Source organism: Pseudarthrobacter defluvii (assembly GCF_030816725.1).
Taxonomy (GTDB): Bacteria; Actinomycetota; Actinomycetes; order Actinomycetales; family Micrococcaceae; genus Arthrobacter; species Arthrobacter defluvii_A.
In genome coordinates this window covers 500,407-516,921 of record NZ_JAUSYG010000001.1, presented here as the reverse complement: position 1 = coordinate 516,921, position 16,515 = coordinate 500,407, and the positions used below count along the sequence as shown (strand labels likewise).

Genomic DNA, 16,515 nt, shown 5'->3' with positions numbered 1-16,515 from the left:
CATCTCCCTTGGTACCGGGCACCCCGTCTCGGTACCCCACCCTCAAATAAGGAATAGAAATGCGCGTGCGTTACGGAAAAGCCACTGCCGCCTTTGCCATTGTCTCGGCGCTGTCCCTTGCGGGCTGCTCAAGCGGCGAAAGCACTTCTGCCACCCAGGACACCAACTCCTGCAAGCCCTCGTCCGGGCCCGTCGAACTGAGCTTCACCACCTGGGTCCCGGGCATGGACAAGGTTGTTGACCTGTGGAACAAAGACCACCCCGACATCAAGGTGAAGGTCCAGACCGGCCCGAACGGCAACTCCGGCACCTACCAGAACTTCTTCAACCAGCTGCAGGCGGGCAACGCCCCGGACCTGGGACAGATCGAATACGATGCCCTGCCGAACTTCCGTGTGCAGGACGGGCTGGAGAACCTTGCGGCCTGCGAAGGCGTGGCGGACGCAAAGGACAAGTTCGTGGACTGGACCTGGGGCCAGGTCACGTTCGGTGAAGACAAGTCCGTCTACGCGATCCCGCAGGACAGCGGCCCCATGGCCATGTTCTACCGGGCTGACCTCTTCAAGGAGGCCGGCATCAAGGTCCCAACAACCTGGGACGAATATGCGGCAGCAGCGGAGCAGATCAAGGCCCGCGGCTCGTACATCACCAATTTCCCCCGCGGTGACGTCAACTGGTTTGCCGGAAACGTGTGGCAGGCCGGGGGACAGTGGTTCTCGAATGCCAATGACAAGTGGGAAGTAAACCTCACCGGCAAGGAATCCGAGAAGGTGGCCAACTACTGGCAGAAGCTGCTGGACAAGGGCCAGGTATCCACGCTGCCCTCCTTCTCCGATGAGTGGAACGCCTCCTTCAACAAGGGCCAGCAGTGGACCTGGGTCTCTGCGGTCTGGGGCGCTTCAACCCTTGCCAGCGGCGCCCCGGATACGGCCGGTAAATGGGCGGTTGCCCCCATGCCGCAGTGGGAAGCCGGTGGAAAGGCTGCCGGCAACTGGGGAGGTTCCTCCACTGCAGTGCTGAAGGGCTCCAAGCACCCGTATGAGGCTTCCAAATTTGCCCTGTGGCTGAACACCGATCCTGAGGCGCTGGCGCTGGCCAACAAGTTGGGCGGCCTTTACCCGGCGGCGAAGTCGGCCAAGGACCTTGGTGCCTTCTCGGGCGGAGTGGACTACTTCGGCGGCCAGAAGATCTACGAGGTGTTTGCGGAAGCATCCTCCAACGTGAACCCGGACTTCACCTGGGGCCCCACCATGACCAAGACCTACACCGACGTTTCGGATGGCTTCGGCAAGGCGACGGGCGGCAACGGCACGCTTCTGGATGCCCTCAAGAACGGCCAGCAGAAGACCATCGAAGCACTGAAGTCGCAGTCCATTCCCGTCAAGGAGTAACTGCAGGACGTACGGGTCAGGCATTGCCTGCTTGACTCCAAAAAGGTCGCCACCCCAGTCTTGGACGGGGTGGCGACCTTGTGCTGGTAACAGGCCGGCGTCATTCCACACCCGTAGAAGGAGAAGTTATGGATCCCCTGCACCTCCGTTCCGCCGGCACCAGCCTGCTGATCAGCTTCGACAGCGGGGAGGCCGAGGTCATCCACTGGGGCGCTGACCTGGGCACCGACCTGCCGGACCTTGCAATCCTGGCCTCCCCCGTGGGGCACTCCTCCATCGACGCGCACGTCCCCTCCGGGCTCCTCCCCCAGGCTTCTTCCGCCTGGCGCGGACGTCCCGCCCTGCGCGGCCACCGCATCACCGACGACGGTGGCGGCTTCGACTTCTCGCACCGCCTCCGCGTCATCTCCGCAACTGCCGAGGGTGCCACGGCGACCATTGTGCAGGCCGACGCCGACGCCGGGCTGAGCGTCTCGTCTTTCCTGACACTGCACGACGGCGGGCTGATGGAACTGCGCCACACCGTCACCAACCACGGCACCACGGCTTTCCAGGTGGATGAACTGGCGACAGTCCTCCCGGTGGCGCCTGACGCCGTCGAACTCCTCGACCTGACCGGCCGCTGGTGCCGGGAACGCCACCCGCAGCGGCACACCATCCAGCAGGGCACGTGGGTGCGGACCGGCCGGCACGGCCGCACCGGCCACGATTCCTCGCTGCTGTTCGCCGCCGGCACCCGGGGCTTCGGCAACCGGCACGGCAAAGTCTGGGCCACCCATCTGGCCTGGAGCGGCAACCACGAACAGTTCGCGGACACCATCGGTGACGGCCGGACCCTGATCGGCGGCTCGGAACTGCTGGGCCCCGCAGAGGTCATCCTGAAACCGGGCGGCACGTACACCACGCCGGCCCTCTTTGCCGCCTACTCGGACCGCGGCCTTGACGGTGTCACCGACGCCTTCTACAGCTGGTTCCGCTCCCGCCCGCACCATGTACTGCCCGCCGCATCCACCGGGCTGCCCGCCGGCAGACCGCGCCCGGTGGTGCTGAACACCTGGGAGGCGGTGTACTTCGACCATAACCTGGACACGCTGATCGAATTGGCAGAATCAGCTGCCGACCTCGGTGTGGAGCGCTTCGTGCTCGACGACGGCTGGTTCCGCGGCCGCCGCGACGACCATGCCGGCCTGGGCGACTGGTACGTGGACGAGTCCGTGTGGCCGAACGGCCTCACCCCCCTGATTGATGCCGTCACCTCCCGTGGCATGGAGTTCGGCCTCTGGGTCGAGCCGGAAATGGTCAACCTGGACTCGGACGTCGCGCGGGCGCACCCGGAGTGGATCGTAGGCCCCTCGGCTCTCGCCCACAAGGACGGCGGGCGGCTGCCCCTCGAATGGCGCAACCAGCACATCATCGACTTGGTGAACCCCGAGGCCTGGCAGTACATCTACGACCGGATCGACGAGCTCCTGGCCAGCTACAACATCAGCTACCTCAAGTGGGACCAGAACCGCGACCTCACGGAGCACGGCCACGCCGGCCGCAGCTCCGTCCACGCCCAGACCCTGGCCGCGTACCGGCTGTTCGACGAGCTCAGGAAGGCCCATCCCGGCGTCGAAATTGAAAGCTGCTCCTCCGGCGGTGCCCGCGTGGACCTGGGCATCCTGGAGCGGACGGACCGGATCTGGGCCTCGGACTGCAACGACGCGCTGGAGCGGCAGACCATCCAGCGCTGGACCGGCGCGGTGGTTCCGCCGGAGCTGGTGGGCAGCCACATCGGCCCCACCACTTCGCACACCACCGCCCGCACCCACGACCTCTCCTTCCGGGGCATCACCGCACTGTTCGGCCACTTCGGAATGGAATGGGACGTGCGCAGCGTGCAGGGCAAGGAGCGCGGGGAGCTGCGGCGCCTGGTGCGGCTGTACAAGGAACACCGGGACCTGATCCACAGCGGCCGCCGGGTCCACGCCGACCTCGCCGATGACTCCCTCCTGCTGCACGGCGTGGTGGCGGTCGGGTCCCGTGCCAAAGGTACGACGGCGGCGCTGTTCGCCCTGGCGAGCACGCGCACCTCTGCCGCCGAGCAGCCTGGCCGGATCGGCATCCCGGGCCTGGAGGGCGGACGCACCTACCGGGTGGAAGCGGTCTTCCCTCGAGAAGACGACGCCGACTACGGTCACACCTACACCCAGGTCCGGCCACCGGAGTGGCTGGCTGAGGGTGCGGTGGCCCACGGCCGGTTCCTCGCCGAGGTGGGGCTCCCGATGCCCATCCTGAACCCGGAGCACGCCCTGTTGCTGAAGGTCACGGCCCTCTAAGCCATCCCACCCCCATCGATTGCTCCGTACGTGCCGTTTTGAAAGCCCTAAACGGCATTTACGGAGCAATCGACGGGGTGTGCCAGCGTAAGAATGCGCGCCTGGCAGGGCCACCCGATAGATTTGCAGGCATGACTGAAGCCTCCTCCACCGTCGAAGCCGGCCGCGGCACCATCCTGGTCATCAATGGCCCCAACCTGAATTTGCTGGGGACCCGGGAGCCGGAGAAGTACGGCACCTCCACCCTTGCCGACGTGGAACAGCTGGCCGCGGCCGCTGCGAAGGAACACGGCTTCACAGCGGAGTTCCTCCAGTCCAACCATGAGGGCGTCCTGCTGGATGCCATCCACGCTGCCCGGGGCGCCGCCGTCGGCATCGTCCTCAACGCCGGTGCCTTCACGCACACGTCTGTGGCACTTCGTGACGCCCTGGCAGCCGTCCAGCTTCCCGCCGTCGAGGTTCACATCACCAATGTCCACCAGCGCGAGGAATTCCGGCACCATTCCTACCTGTCGCCGGTCTGCGCGGCAGTGATCGTGGGCGCGGGCGTGTTCGGCTACAAGCTGGCCATCGACTACCTGGCCGAGGTCCTGTAACAGCCTACTTTTGGATGCACTGCCCCGAGGAAACAGGCGAAGACAGTGCCGGAGCCTGCTCCGCGACCGGCTCAAGGTCATTCATGGTGATGGCGAAGCCCACTTCAGCGTCCGAGGTGGCCTTGGCGAAGACCACGCCGGCCACCTGGCCTTCGGTGGTGAGCAGCGGTCCGCCCGAGTTTCCGGGCTGCACGTCTCCGGCCAGACGGTAGATGTCCTCCGGGGAGGGGTTGTTGCCGTAGATGTCCGGAACCAGGACCGTGGCGATGTCCTGGACCGTGGCGGGTTTGGACTGGAAGGGGCCGCCATGCGGGTACCCGGCAAACGCAGCCTGGCTGCCGCCCGGCAGGTCGCGGCTTAGCGGCAGCGGCCGGGAGGGCAGGTTGTCCACGGCCAGGACGGCCAGATCGCGCTTGGTGTCGAAGTAGACCACGCGCCCGGGCATCGCGCCGCCGTCGGGCATCTCCACCACGGGCTGCGACACACCGGCCACCACATGCGCGTTGGTGACCACCCGGTCCTCGGACACCACGAAGCCGCTGCCGGTCTGGTTCTGTCCGCATTCATAGGCCGTACCCGCGATCCTCAGAACGGATTGCGCCGCCTTGTTGAGCGCGGGCGTATTGGTGCTCGTGTTGGGGACCTGGACCGCCTGGCCCTGGTCCAGCCCTTCGATCAGCGTGGGGATGCCGTTGCCGATTACCGTGGAGCGCAGCTGCGCCATGGTGGCCTTGACCGGGGTGGGAGTCAGCCCGTCGATGAAGCGGATCACCTTGGATTCGGCCAGCTGCTGGGACACGACGGGCACGCCGAGGGAACTGACACTGAATGCCAGCATGGACATCACCAGCGCGGAAACCACAAGGTTCAGCGCCCCGCCCACCAGCCGGTCCGCCGCCCGCAGCGGCCGGATCCGCACCACGCCGCGGAGTTGCCTTCCCACCATGGTGCCCAGGCCGTGTCCCAGTGCCATGAGTACGACGGCGGCAGCGATGATGGCGGTGAGCCTCCACCCGGAGTCCTCAACGAAGGTGCTGACGAGGGGGACGGCAAAGAAGGCTGCGATGGCACCGGCAGCAAAACCGGCGAGACCGCCGACAGTGACCAGGAACCCGTTGCGGAGGCCGTAGACCAGGTATGACAGCAGCGCCAGGATCAGGACAATGTCCAGGACAGTCAGGCCGACCACAAGGCTCCTTATTTACAGTTGAAGCTCCATTCTAGTGGGGGCCCCTGACAATCTTCTGTGGACTGTGGCGGCCTCCGGCGGACCGCCCGAGGGCTGCCCGCGGATGTTTCGCGTGCCAAGTTCGTCACAGAACCTTGAAAATTCTGAAACAATGGCAAAAGCGCCCACAGCCGATACTTTTACTCAGGAGATTTCATGGACATCGAGGTACTGCGCCGAGCACCCCTTTTCGCCACGCTCGACGACGACGCATTCCGGCTGCTGACCGATGAGCTCACCGAGGTGGACCTGTCCCGCGGCGCATCCGTGTTCCGCGAGGGTGACCAGGGCGACCAGCTGTACTTCATCGTGTCCGGCAAGGTGAAGCTGGGCCGCACCTCCCCCGACGGCCGCGAGTCCCTCCTGGCCATCCTCGGCCCGGGTGAGCTCTTCGGCGAAATGGCCCTGTTCGACCCCAGCCCCCGCACCGCCACCGCCACTGCGGTGTCCGAAACCCGCCTGGCCGGGCTCAAGAACGAGAGCCTGAACACCCTGCTGCGCACCCGCCCCGAGGTCTCGGCCCAGCTGCTGCAGGCCCTGGCCCGCCGCCTGCGCCGCACCAACGATTCCCTCTCCGACCTCGTCTTCTCAGACGTTCCCGGCCGCGTGGCCAAGGCCCTGCTGGACCTCGCAGACCGCTTCGGCCGGCCGGCCACGGACGGTGTCCTGGTGGCGCACGAGCTCACGCAGGAAGAACTGGCACAGCTGGTGGGCGCCTCCCGCGAAACCGTCAACAAGGCCCTGGCCGAGTTCGTCCAGCGCGGCTGGCTCCGCCTTGAGGCCCGCGCCGTGGTCATTCTGGACATGCAGCGCCTCCGCCAGCGCTCCCGCTAGAACCAATAGAAAAGGCCGCCCCGAGGGGCGGCCTTTTCTATTGTCCGGAGTCGGGTCAGCTCTTTGCCACGTCCAGTTCGACGACGGCCCAAGACAGGGCGGGAAGGCTGAGGCGCAGCTCTGATCCGTTTGCCTTTGTCCCCTCCAGCGGCTTCAGGCCCACCCGGTCAGGGTTCTCCTGGCTGTTGATGGTGAAGCGGTCGCCGCCCTCCGGGATTTCCAGGACTTCGGCCCGGAGCACCCGCCGTGCGTCGAAGCCGCGCAGGTTTACCTCCACGTCCGCAGCTTCTTCAAGGCCCCGGTTGGCGAAGAAGAGCGCCACGCGGCCCGTCTCCTCGTTCCAGGTGGCACTGACATCCACCAGGTCGGTGCCGCCGAAGCGGGCGTTTTCGTACTTGTCCGAGTCAACGGACAACCGCAGGATCTGGCCCTTGGCGAGTTCTGCCATCCGGGAGAACGGGTGGAAGATGGTCTGGCGCCAGGCCGGCCCGTTCTCCTCGCTGAAGATGGGCCCAATAACGTTGACCAGCTGGGCCTGGTTGGCGATCTTCACCCTGTCTCCGTGGCGCAGCAACGAGTTCAGCAAAGTGCCCACCACCACGGCGTCCGTCACGTTGTACTTGTCCTCAATAAGCCGGGGGTGTTCGCGCCACCCCGCCTTGGCGACGTTGCGCAACTGGTCCTCGGTGTCCCGACCGCGCTGGTACCAGACGTTCCATTCGTCGAAAGAAAGGTTGATGTGCTTCTTGTGCTTTCCCTTCGCCCGGACTGCATCGGCTGTTGCGATGACCGATTCGATGAAGAAGTCGGTATCCACTGCGCTTGCGAGGAAGCTGCCCGCGTCGCCTTCGTATTCGTGGTAGTAGGCGTGCAGTGATACGTAGTCCACCTCGTTGTAGGTGTGCGTCAGGACAGTCTGCTCCCAGTCGCCGAAGGTGGGCATGCGTGAGTTGGAACTGCCGCAGGCCACCAGCTCGATGTCCGGGTCCACGAAGCGCATGGCCTTGGCGGCTTCCTGCGCCAAGCGGCCGTATTCCTCCGCGGTCTTATGGCCAATTTGCCACGGCCCGTCCATCTCATTGCCCAGGCACCAGAGCTTGATGTTGAACGGGTCCTTGTGGCCGTTCTTGGCCCGGAGGTCCGAGAGCCGGGTGCCCCCGGGGTGGTTGGCGTACTCCACGATTGCCCGGGCGGCATCTACTCCCCTGGTGCCGAGATTGATGGCTTCCATGATTTCGGTTCCTGCCTGGCGGGACCAGTCCACGAACTCGTGGAGGCCGAAGGCGTTGGTTTCCACCGTGTGCCAGGCGCCATCAAGCCGGCGCGGGCGGTCTTCGCGGGGGCCGATCCCGTCCTCCCAGTCATAGCCGGAAACGAAGTTGCCGCCGGGGTACCGGACCACCGTGGCGCCCAATTCCTTGACGAGCTTGAGGACGTCCTGGCGGAAGCCGTTCTCGTCAGCCTCCGGGTGACCCGGTTCAAAGATGCCGGTGTAGACGCAGCGGCCCATGTGCTCCACGAAGGAGCCAAACAGCCGGCGGGGCACCTCACCGATGGTGAAGTCGCGGTCGAGGGTGATTCTGGCGCGGGACATAAGAACTATCTCCTTGGTTGTACTTCAGGTGTGGGGCGGAAAGCGAAGGTGGGCGTCAGGTGCCGGCGAGTCCCGTCGTCGCAACGCCCTTGATGATCTGGCGTTGGAAGAACAGGAACACCACGATCAGGGGCAGGGCCGCGAGCAACGCGGAGGCCATGTTCTGCGCGTACTGGATGCCATAGGCGCTCTTGATGGTCTGCAGGCCCACCGGAAGGGTGAGGAGGGAGGCGTCGTTGGTGGCAATGAAGGGCCACAGGAAGTTGTTCCAGGCGCCGATGAACACGAAGATGGCGACGGCGGCCAGGATGGGCCGGGATAACGGCAGGACGATTTGGGTGAAGATCCTCATCCGGCTGGCGCCATCCATAACGGCGGCTTCTTCAAGTTCGCGGGGAATCTGGTCGAAGAACTTCTTGAGCACGAACACCATGGCGGGGTGGATGACCTGCGGCAGGATGATGGCCCACGACGTGTCGATCATGTGCAGGGCGAGCATCTGGTAGAAGAGCGGAATGATCAGGACCGGCGGAGGGACGATGATGGAGGCGATGATCACCGTCATCAGCACCTTCTTGCCCTTGAAGTCGATCCGGGACAAGGCGTACGCCACCAGCGACGAGATCACCAGCGTGACCGCCGTGATTGCCGCCGAAGTGTAAAGCGAATTCCAGGTCCAGAGCGGGATGTTGCCGTCCTGGAACACCTTCACGAATGCGTCTGCGGTAAAGCCCGACGGCGGGATCCAGCTGATCTTCGGCGAGGCAGCATCCGTCTCGCTCTTGAACGCCGTCACGGTGGCCCAGGCGAAGGGGACCAGCCACAGGAACGCGATAACCGCGGCGACCACGAGGGCAGCGATCTTGCCGGCCGTCATCTTCTTGCGGGGCTGGCGGGTTGCCTGGCTGGTGCTGGTGCCCAATGTGGCACGGTTGAGGGTCTGGGTTGCCATGGTTATGCGCTCCTGCGGCGGGTGATGACGAACTGCATGACCGAGACGAGCACGATCAGTCCGAAGAAGATGTAGGAGATGGCTGCCGAATAGCCCAGCCGGTAGCCGGTGAACCCGGTTTCGAAGATGTACTGCACCACGGGACGGGTCGATCCTCCGGGACCGCCGGCGGTCATCTGGTACACCTGGTCGAAGATCTTGAGCGAGGCAAGGACCTGGAGGAGCACGATCATTACGGTGGTGGGGACCAGTTGCGGCAGGGTGATGGAGAAGAGCTGGCGCCAGGCCCCCGCGCCGTCCAGTGACGCAGCCTCGTAATGCTGGGCAGGGATGTTCTGCATCGCGGCCAGGTACAGCAGGAAGTTGAAACCCACCGTCCACCACAGCGTGGCGATGACGATGGCCCACATGGCCACGTTGGGGTCGTTGAGCCAGGCGACCTTCGGGATGCCGATCTTGGACAGGGAATCGTTGATCAGGCCAAGCTGTGGGTTGTACATCCACGTGAAGAACAGTGAGACCACCGTGGACGCCAGCAGGTACGGGGCAAAGTACGAGAGGCGCCACAGCCACTGCGCCGGTAAGCCGACGTTGAGCAGTGCCGCCATCACCAAGGCGACCAGCACGAGCGGGACCGTGCTGATGACCGTGAAGTAGAGGGTGTTTCCGAGGGAACGCCACATGTCGGCGTCAGCGAAGGCTTCGGCATAGTTCGCGAGGCCGATCATGCTGTCATTGGCTCCGGTAAGGGACTTGCCGGTGAGGCTCATGTAGATGCCGTAGACAACGGGCCACACAAGGAAAACGAGGAAGAACACCAGGAAGGGCGCTGCGAACCCCCAACCGCTGAGGTTGTTCCTGGTGAGGCTGCCGCGGCTCCTCTGGGCTGTTGGTGAAGACACCCGGCTCCCCGGGCTCCGCCGGGTTAATGAAGAACTCATGAAGGACTCCTTTGTCACTCAGTGCGGTTAGGCTCAGTGCGGTTAGACCGGGTTTGGGCCGGGAAAGCAGGGTGTTGGTGCGCTTCTCGAAGGCGGCCCATCCATCAGCTGCCTTGTCGCGTCCAAGGAGGACGTTTTGTACGTTCTCGGCAAAGTAGGTCTGCCAGTCCGAGCCCGAGCCGCTGAACCAGGATTCGGGGTCATAGGCGATGACGTCCGCGGCGTTCGCGTAATGCGCCTGCGGCTTGAGGTCCTTGTAGGCCTGTGACTGGACCACGGGCTGGTAGGCAGGAATGTGTCCTGCTTCGGCCCAGGAGAGAGACCCCTTGAGGATGTCACTGACGAACTTGTAGACGTCCCGTCGCTTCGTTTCGTCCACATTCAGCTGCCGTGGCAGGACGAAGGAATGGGAGTCTGCGTAGGCGGTCGGTGTGCCGTACAGGGTTGGGATGGTTGCGGCGTCCACGGGGAGGCCTGCCTTCTTCATCGTCGGCAGCTCCCAGACACCGCTGAACAGCATGCCCGAGCCGCCGCGGGCGAATTCCGCGATGCCGGTGCTGATGTCGCCGCTCTTGGCTGCGATGGTGTCATCGAAAAGCGATGCCATGAATTCCAGTGACTCGATGGCTGCGTCCCGGTCCACCTTCATGGGCTGGCCGGGTGTCAGTTCCATGTCCGCGCCGTGCTGTTTGTAGAGCGTGTAGAACAGCCGCCACATCTGTGAGCCACTGCCCAGGTAGCCAAAGGACAACCCGTGGGCTTGGGTAACCTTCTGCATTTCCTTGGCCATGGCCATGAACTCCTGCGGGGACTTCACTTCCTGCAGCTGTCCGTTGCCGGCCAGGACGCCGGCCTTGCCGGCCACGTCCGTGTTGTAGAACATGATGAAGGGATGTGAATCCAGGGCGATGGAGAACACCTTGCCGTTCTGCTGGCTCTTGTCCCAGATCCTCGGCGCAAAGTTGTTGGGCGTGACGCCGTTCTCCGCGAGCAGGTCCAGGTCCCATGGGTCAATCAGGCCCCCAGGCGCATAGCCTGGGACCCTGCTGGCGTGCATGATGGCGAGCTGTGGTGGCCGGCCGCCAGCGGATGCCATGGCGAGTTTGGTGTAGTAGGGCGGGCCCCATGCGAGGACGGTCGGGTGCACCTTGAACCCGGGGTTGCCCTCATTGGCTTTGCTGATCAGGGCCTGCATCTTTATGCCGTCGCCGCCGGACAGGAGATGCCAGAACTGGATGTCCCTGGGGGTCGCGGCGGAGGCGTTTCCGCTGCAGCCCGACAAGGCCGCCGCGGCGAACAGGCTTCCCATTGCTGCGGTGCCCGACAATAACTGCCGCCTTGACAGCTTCCTGTCTTCGAAAAAATCAAAGTGCTTCACCCGTCACTCCTTTGGATGGGTCCGCTGAAAGTCATTCCCGTGCCACGGTCCGTTGCCGCAGGATGTCCCTCATCGCAGTCCTGCAGGTCCGGGTGTGACGCAGGCCTCACATTACATCGATGTAATGGCTACGGCAATGAAAAATGTTAGCGTTATCCAAGTGAGGTCCGGGTCTCGATTTGGGCGCTGCGACTGCCAGGCAGCGTGGTCCGAAGCCTAAGGGGCAGTACTCTCCCGCTCCACAATTTCGTAGTCGATGCTGACCACCCGCTGCGGGCTCTGACGGTCATTCATCCGTTCAGTAAGCAGGCGCAAAGCCTCGCGGGCCACCTGGCGCTTGTCAAAGGAGACGGTGGTCAGGGCCGGCACTGTGTGCTTGGCGTCGGCGATGTCGTCGAAGCCGGCGACGGCAACGTCGTCGGGGACCCGGATGCCACGCCTCCACAGCACGCTAAGCGCACCGATGGCCATGGAATCGGTGAAACAGAAAAGCGCATCGGGAACGGGGTGCGAGTCAAGGTATGCGGACAGTGCATGGGCTGCGGTATCCGGGCTCCACTTTTCGCACGGGATGATCAACGACTCATCCTGTGCAATGCCGAGTTCCTCAAGCGCGGATTGGTAGCCGCGGGTGCGCAGGACGGCTGCCGCAGAGCCCCGGTGCGCGGGGGCTCCCAGGACCGCTATGCGCCGCCTCCCCGTCCTGCCAAGTGCAAGTGTCATGTCACGTGCTGCGGCGACACTGTCCACCCATACACGGTCTGCCAGTTTCTGCGAAACTTCCCCAAGCAGGACCACTGGAGGGAGCGAAACGCCCACTTTGACGGCACTCTCGTCGAGCACCACCGGGTTGAGGATGAGCCCGTCGATGAGGTTTGACCGGGCCCGGGACATCAGTTCGTATTCGCGGGTGGGATCAGAACCGGTCTCTTCGAGCTGGACGCTCCACCCCTGCTCATGGGCCACTTCCACGACGCTGTGCGTTATTTCGGCGGAATACGGTGTGGCCAGGTCCGGCAACGCAAGTGCGATCACGCCTGACCGGCCATTGCGCAGTCCCCGGGCGGAAAGGTTGGGGACATAATCCAGCTCGGCCATGGCCTGCTCCACCTTAAAGCGGGTGGGGCCGCTGACCGGGACAATGCCGTTCATGACGTTGGAGACGGTCTTTGGCGAAACCCCTGCGAGGCGCGCTACGTCCTTGACCGTTGCGCGCAAAGGCGCCCCCTTGCTCCCGGTGTGGCTTTGCTGAAGATTTTACCCGGCCCCGCGGATGTCAGCGTTCCCGCTGGTGGTCCCCCGCCACGGTTTTGGCGGCCTCGACTTCCAGCATGAGCCTGCCGTCCTCTTCCACGAGGCTGGGCTGGTAGACGTGGGGCTTGCGCTTGTAGCTCAGGTAGGCGATGCACCCGTTGGCTGAGGCCATTTTCTCGAGCATGATTTCGGAACCGGGGACGAGCAGTTCACCCAGGGTTCGTCCCAGGGTGTTCTCCTGGCCCACTTCGTCGCCCAGCGCACTCGTGTTCCGCTCCTGGATCACCTGCGCGGCGTTCACCCATCGTCCCCAGACGCCCTTGCCTTCCAGCAGCGACGGTTCCTGGCCAAGCGGCAGGGTGGCAGCGAAGTAGCGGGTGTCGAACCTGCGGTGCGCAAAGTCCGGGCTCCGCCAGTTGACGAGGGATTTGAGCAGGTCTGTGCGCAGGGAGAGTCCGCGCTTGCCCAGCACCTGTGCAAGCGTCTTCTCCTGGTCAGCAACAGCCACCCGGGCACGCATCCACTCCGCCGTTGACGTGGCCTCGACGGTGCTGGACATGTCCGGACCCGCCAGCAGGACGCCTGTTTCTTCGAAGAGTTCACGGATGGCGCCCACCACGTGTCGCCGCGCCAGCCCGACGTCGTCCGTTCCCATCTGCTCAGCCCAGTGCTGCGGCGACGGGCCCAGCCAGCCCATGGCGTCGTCGTCGGCAGGGTCCAGGGACCCGCCGGGGAAGGCGAGGACCCCCAGCGGCGAGGAGCCGGGCCTGTAGGCCAGCCACGTCTCCAGGCCGGTGGGGGAATCACGCAGGAGGACTACAGATGATGCATAGCGCGCGGCCCTGGGGGTCCGGTCGCCGTGTTCGAGCCAGCTTTGCGCTGCCCCTTCAAGATCCTGGGGCAGTGCAAAAAGGCGTCGTGCGAGGTGCGGCAAGGGAATGGTCCGGTCTTAGCTGAATTCGGCGATCAGTTCGACCTCTACGGGAGAGTCGAGCGGAAGAACGGCAACACCGACGGCGGAACGTGCGTGCTGCCCGGCGTCACCAAGCACGCGGCCCAGCAGCTCCGACGCGCCGTTGACGACGGCGGGCTGGCCCGTGAACGAAGGGTCCGAAGCGACGAATCCCACAACCTTGACGATGCGGGTGATCCGGTCAAGGTCCCCGATGACACTCTTGACCGCGGCCAGGGCGTTCACGGCGCAGACGGCTGCGTACTTTTGGGCGTCCTCGGGAGACACGGTTGGCTCGTCGGCGAAACCTTCCGTGCCCGCCGACACCTTGCCCGTAGCTTCGAGTTTGCCGTTAATAAACGGCAGCTGCCCGGAGGTGTAGACGTGGCTGCCTGAGACCACCGCCGGGACGTAAGAAGCCACGGGCGCGGCCACCTCCGGAAGGGTTAGGCCAAGCTCCGCAAGGCGCTGCTCGACGGCGGATACCGGCGCCGCCGCGGCGCTGGACTGGGCTTTTGCGGGGGTGCTCATGTTACTGCTTCTCCCTCTTGAGGTAGGCGACAAGGCCGTTGCCGTCTGGTCCGGGGACTACCTGGACGAGCTCCCAGCCGTCCTCTCCCCACTGATCCAGGATCTGCTTTGTGGCGTGGATAATGAGCGGAATCGTCGCATACTCCCATTTGGTCATGAGAGAAAGCGTAGTCCTTGCCGGTAAAGTGGAAAACATGGCCCCTCGCAACAACCCCTTATTCGACACTGCCACCACACTGGGTAAGATCCTTGTTTTCCTTGGCGTGAGCGCGATTTGCGGTGTCCTCGTGGCGGGCCTGCTGGTCCCTGCCGCCGCCGTCTCCGGCAGCGCGGCAAGCGGTTCCATCGATTTCTTCGACTCCCTTCCGGCGGAGCTGAAGGTCGATCCGCCCAGCCAGACCACCCGGATCCTTGCTGCCGATGGCAGCGAGATCGCCAGCGTCTACACCGAGAACCGCACCAAGGTTCCGCTGGACCAGATCTCCCCGAACATGAAAAACGCGATCATCGCCGTGGAGGACAGCAGGTTCTACGAGCACGGCGGTGTGGACACCACCGGCATCCTGCGCGCGCTGGTTGCGACCGCCCGCGGCAACAAGCAGGGCGCGTCCACCATTACTCAGCAGTACGTGAACAACGTCCTCAACTCCAACCTCGCAGCCGCAGGCGAAGAGGACCAGATCAAGCTCAACGGCGTCAACAAGGGCGTGGGCGACAAGCTCCGCGAAATGAAGCTCGCCATCGCCCTGGAGAAGGAGTTCAGCAAGGACCAGATCCTTGAGGGCTACCTGAACATCGTGTTCTTCAACCGGGACGCCTACGGCATTGAGGCAGCGTCCCATTACTTCTTCAGCACCACCGCCAAGGACCTGACCCTCCCGCAGGCAGCACTCCTGGCCGGCCTGGTCAACAGCCCCTCCGCCTTCGACCCCATCACCAACCCGGAGAAGTCCAAGCAGCGCCGCGACCTGGTGCTGGGGCTGATGAAGGACCAGGGCAAGATCACCCCGGAGGAGTACCAGGCCGCTGTAGCTACGCCGGTGGAGCCCAAGGTCACCCAGCCCAAACAAGGTTGCGCGTATGCGGCGTCCGCCCCCTACTTCTGCGACTACATCCTGCACCTGCTGGAGAACAACTCCGCCTACGGCGCGGATCCTGACGAGCGGAAGCGCCTGATCTATGGCGGTGGCCTGACCATCACCACCACGCTGGACCCCAAAGCCCAGGCCACCGCCCAGGAGCAGGTCAACGCCGCTGCCGGAGCCAACCCGGACAAGTGGGGCTCTTCGATGGTGTCGGTGCAGCCGGGCACCGGCAAGATCATCTCGATGGCCCAGAACACCACGTTCCTGCCCGGCCAGGGCTTCGATTCCCAGCTGAATTTCAACGTGGACAAGCTCGATAAGGACGGCAACGACCTCAACGGCATGGGCGGGTTCCAGCCCGGGTCCACCATGAAGCCGTTCACTTTCGCGGAGTGGCTCAACGAGGGCAAGACCATGAACACCGTGGTCAACGCCGCCCAGCGCGTCTACCCCATTGGCTACCCGTGGAAGAACACCTGCGGCAGGATCCAGGGCGCCTACAGCACGGCCCAGAAGAACGCCGGCCTGGACGCCGCTGACGACCTGCAGAACGCCGAGCCCCAGTGGTACAAGCCACTGACGGTCCTGGAAGGCCTTTACAACTCCATCAACACCGTGACGTTTGCTTCGGCGGCACAGCTGGACTTCTGCGGAATCCAGAAGATCGTTGACGCCGTCGGGCTCCACGGCGGCCTTCCGTCGGCGGATGAGCCGAACCCCAAGGTGAACATGATGACGCTGGGCAACCTGCTGGGGTCCACCCAGACGTCACCGCTGACTATGGCCAGCGCGTTCGCCACCTTCGCGAACGACGGCAAGTACTGCGAACCCATCGCCATCACCTCGGTCACGGATGCCACCGGCAAGCAGCTGCCGGCCCAGTCCAGCAGCTGCCGTGACGCCATCAAGCCAGAGGTTGCCCGCGGTGTGAACTACGCGCTGCAGGAAGTGCTGAACCGGGGTTCGGGATCGCTGATCCAGCCCCGGATCTCCACCCGCACCAGCTTCCCCATTGGTGCCAAGACCGGTACGTCCAACAACAACGGTTCCACTTGGGTTGTTGGCCACACCACGGGCCTGGCGACGGCGGCATGGTTCGGTGACCCGCTGGGCGACCAAAGCCGCGCGGGACAGAACCTCACTGTCAACGGCAAGTTCTACAAGGGCATTGACGGCTACATGATTGCCGGGCCCATGTTCTCCAACTACATGAGCAAGATCGCACCGGCATATGGGACCAACCCCTTCCCCGCCCCGCCGAGCAACATGATCAACGGGACAACCACCACCTCGCCTGGAAGGACCACGCCGCAGGCCACCCAGGCTCCTGTTCCGGCACCGCAGGCCACCCAGGCTCCCGTTCCGGCACCGCAGGCAACGCAGGCTCCCGCCACGCAGGCGCCTGCCCCCAGCAGCAACGGAAATGGGAACAACGGCAATGGCAGAGGAAACGGCTAA

13 protein-coding genes and 1 pseudogene are annotated in these 16,515 nt (G+C 64.4%); 5 read left to right on the top strand and 9 right to left on the bottom strand.

Going from position 1 to position 16,515, the window contains the following annotated elements; translation table 11 throughout:
- Positions 1-59: 59 nt before the first annotated feature.
- The 3 genes from QF031_RS02330 to aroQ all read left to right on the top strand — a co-directional run bounded on the left by QF031_RS02330 (position 60) and on the right by aroQ (position 4,308).
- The gene (locus QF031_RS02330) at positions 60-1,391 is read left to right on the top strand and encodes an ABC transporter substrate-binding protein (RefSeq protein WP_307423557.1); all 1,332 of its coding nucleotides are present in this window, start codon (positions 60-62) and stop codon (positions 1,389-1,391) included.
- A gap of 128 nt (positions 1,392-1,519) precedes the next feature.
- Positions 1,520-3,712: an alpha-galactosidase gene (locus tag QF031_RS02325; RefSeq protein ID WP_307423554.1), complete on the top strand. Its 2,193-nt coding sequence runs from the start codon at positions 1,520-1,522 to the stop codon at positions 3,710-3,712.
- A 131-nt stretch (positions 3,713-3,843) separates the two neighbouring features.
- On the top strand, positions 3,844-4,308 hold the full coding sequence (aroQ, locus tag QF031_RS02320) for a type II 3-dehydroquinate dehydratase (RefSeq protein WP_307423551.1): 465 nt from the start codon (positions 3,844-3,846) through the stop codon (positions 4,306-4,308).
- A 4-nt stretch (positions 4,309-4,312) separates the two neighbouring features.
- Here the strand turns inward: aroQ and QF031_RS02315 are convergent, their stop codons facing one another.
- The gene (locus QF031_RS02315) at positions 4,313-5,497 is read right to left on the bottom strand and encodes a MarP family serine protease (RefSeq protein ID WP_307423548.1); all 1,185 of its coding nucleotides are present in this window, start codon (positions 5,495-5,497) and stop codon (positions 4,313-4,315) included.
- 195 nt (positions 5,498-5,692) lie between these two features.
- Here QF031_RS02315 and QF031_RS02310 point away from each other — a divergent pair, with 195 nt between their 5' ends.
- Positions 5,693-6,370 carry a Crp/Fnr family transcriptional regulator gene (locus QF031_RS02310; protein ID WP_013602309.1) on the top strand — a complete coding sequence of 226 codons (678 nt, stop codon included), beginning with the start codon at positions 5,693-5,695 and terminating at the stop codon, positions 6,368-6,370.
- Positions 6,371-6,425: 55 nt separating this feature from the next.
- Here QF031_RS02310 and arfA read toward each other — a convergent pair whose 3' ends face one another.
- The 8 genes and pseudogenes from arfA to QF031_RS02270 all read right to left on the bottom strand — a co-directional run bounded on the left by arfA (position 6,426) and on the right by QF031_RS02270 (position 14,129).
- Positions 6,426-7,964, bottom strand: a complete 1,539-nt coding sequence (arfA, locus tag QF031_RS02305; protein WP_307423545.1) for an arabinosylfuranosidase ArfA — start codon at positions 7,962-7,964, stop codon at positions 6,426-6,428.
- Between the two features lie 55 nt (positions 7,965-8,019).
- Complete coding sequence (locus tag QF031_RS02300) at positions 8,020-8,916, bottom strand: carbohydrate ABC transporter permease (RefSeq protein WP_307423542.1); 897 nt, start codon at positions 8,914-8,916, stop codon at positions 8,020-8,022.
- A 2-nt stretch (positions 8,917-8,918) separates the two neighbouring features.
- Positions 8,919-9,857, bottom strand: coding sequence for a carbohydrate ABC transporter permease (locus QF031_RS02295; RefSeq protein ID WP_307423539.1), 939 nt, complete (start codon positions 9,855-9,857; stop codon positions 8,919-8,921).
- A gap of 49 nt (positions 9,858-9,906) precedes the next feature.
- Positions 9,907-11,166 (bottom strand): annotated as a pseudogene (locus tag QF031_RS02290) (extracellular solute-binding protein); the annotation flags it as partial.
- Between the two features lie 285 nt (positions 11,167-11,451).
- On the bottom strand, positions 11,452-12,453 hold the full coding sequence (locus QF031_RS02285) for a LacI family DNA-binding transcriptional regulator (RefSeq protein WP_307423536.1): 1,002 nt from the start codon (positions 12,451-12,453) through the stop codon (positions 11,452-11,454).
- 58 nt (positions 12,454-12,511) lie between these two features.
- Positions 12,512-13,423 carry an NUDIX hydrolase gene (locus QF031_RS02280; protein WP_307423533.1) on the bottom strand — a complete coding sequence of 304 codons (912 nt, stop codon included), beginning with the start codon at positions 13,421-13,423 and terminating at the stop codon, positions 12,512-12,514.
- Between the two features lie 15 nt (positions 13,424-13,438).
- Positions 13,439-13,972, bottom strand: a complete 534-nt coding sequence (locus QF031_RS02275; protein ID WP_307423530.1) for a RidA family protein — start codon at positions 13,970-13,972, stop codon at positions 13,439-13,441.
- Between the two features lies 1 nt (position 13,973).
- The gene (locus QF031_RS02270; protein ID WP_009359196.1) at positions 13,974-14,129 is read right to left on the bottom strand and encodes a DUF4177 domain-containing protein; all 156 of its coding nucleotides are present in this window, start codon (positions 14,127-14,129) and stop codon (positions 13,974-13,976) included.
- Positions 14,130-14,166: 37 nt separating this feature from the next.
- Between QF031_RS02270 and QF031_RS02265 the strand changes: the two genes are divergently transcribed.
- Positions 14,167-16,515, top strand: a complete 2,349-nt coding sequence (locus tag QF031_RS02265) for a transglycosylase domain-containing protein (protein ID WP_307423527.1) — start codon at positions 14,167-14,169, stop codon at positions 16,513-16,515.

Bases quoted from the DNA above. Each gene is read 5' to 3' on its own strand.
- QF031_RS02270 (WP_009359196.1), bottom strand. From the start codon at position 14,129: ATGACCAAATGGGAGTATGCGACGATTCCGCTCATTATCCACGCCACA.
- QF031_RS02265 (WP_307423527.1), top strand. From the start codon at position 14,167: ATGGCCCCTCGCAACAACCCCTTATTCGACACTGCCACCACACTGGGT.
- QF031_RS02325 (WP_307423554.1), top strand. From the start codon at position 1,520: ATGGATCCCCTGCACCTCCGTTCCGCCGGCACCAGCCTGCTGATCAGC.
- QF031_RS02310 (WP_013602309.1), top strand. From the start codon at position 5,693: ATGGACATCGAGGTACTGCGCCGAGCACCCCTTTTCGCCACGCTCGAC.
- arfA (WP_307423545.1), bottom strand. From the start codon at position 7,964: ATGTCCCGCGCCAGAATCACCCTCGACCGCGACTTCACCATCGGTGAG.
- QF031_RS02330 (WP_307423557.1), top strand. From the start codon at position 60: ATGCGCGTGCGTTACGGAAAAGCCACTGCCGCCTTTGCCATTGTCTCG.
- QF031_RS02275 (WP_307423530.1), bottom strand. From the start codon at position 13,972: ATGAGCACCCCCGCAAAAGCCCAGTCCAGCGCCGCGGCGGCGCCGGTA.
- aroQ (WP_307423551.1), top strand. From the start codon at position 3,844: ATGACTGAAGCCTCCTCCACCGTCGAAGCCGGCCGCGGCACCATCCTG.
- QF031_RS02300 (WP_307423542.1), bottom strand. From the start codon at position 8,916: ATGGCAACCCAGACCCTCAACCGTGCCACATTGGGCACCAGCACCAGC.
- QF031_RS02295 (WP_307423539.1), bottom strand. From the start codon at position 9,857: ATGAGTTCTTCATTAACCCGGCGGAGCCCGGGGAGCCGGGTGTCTTCA.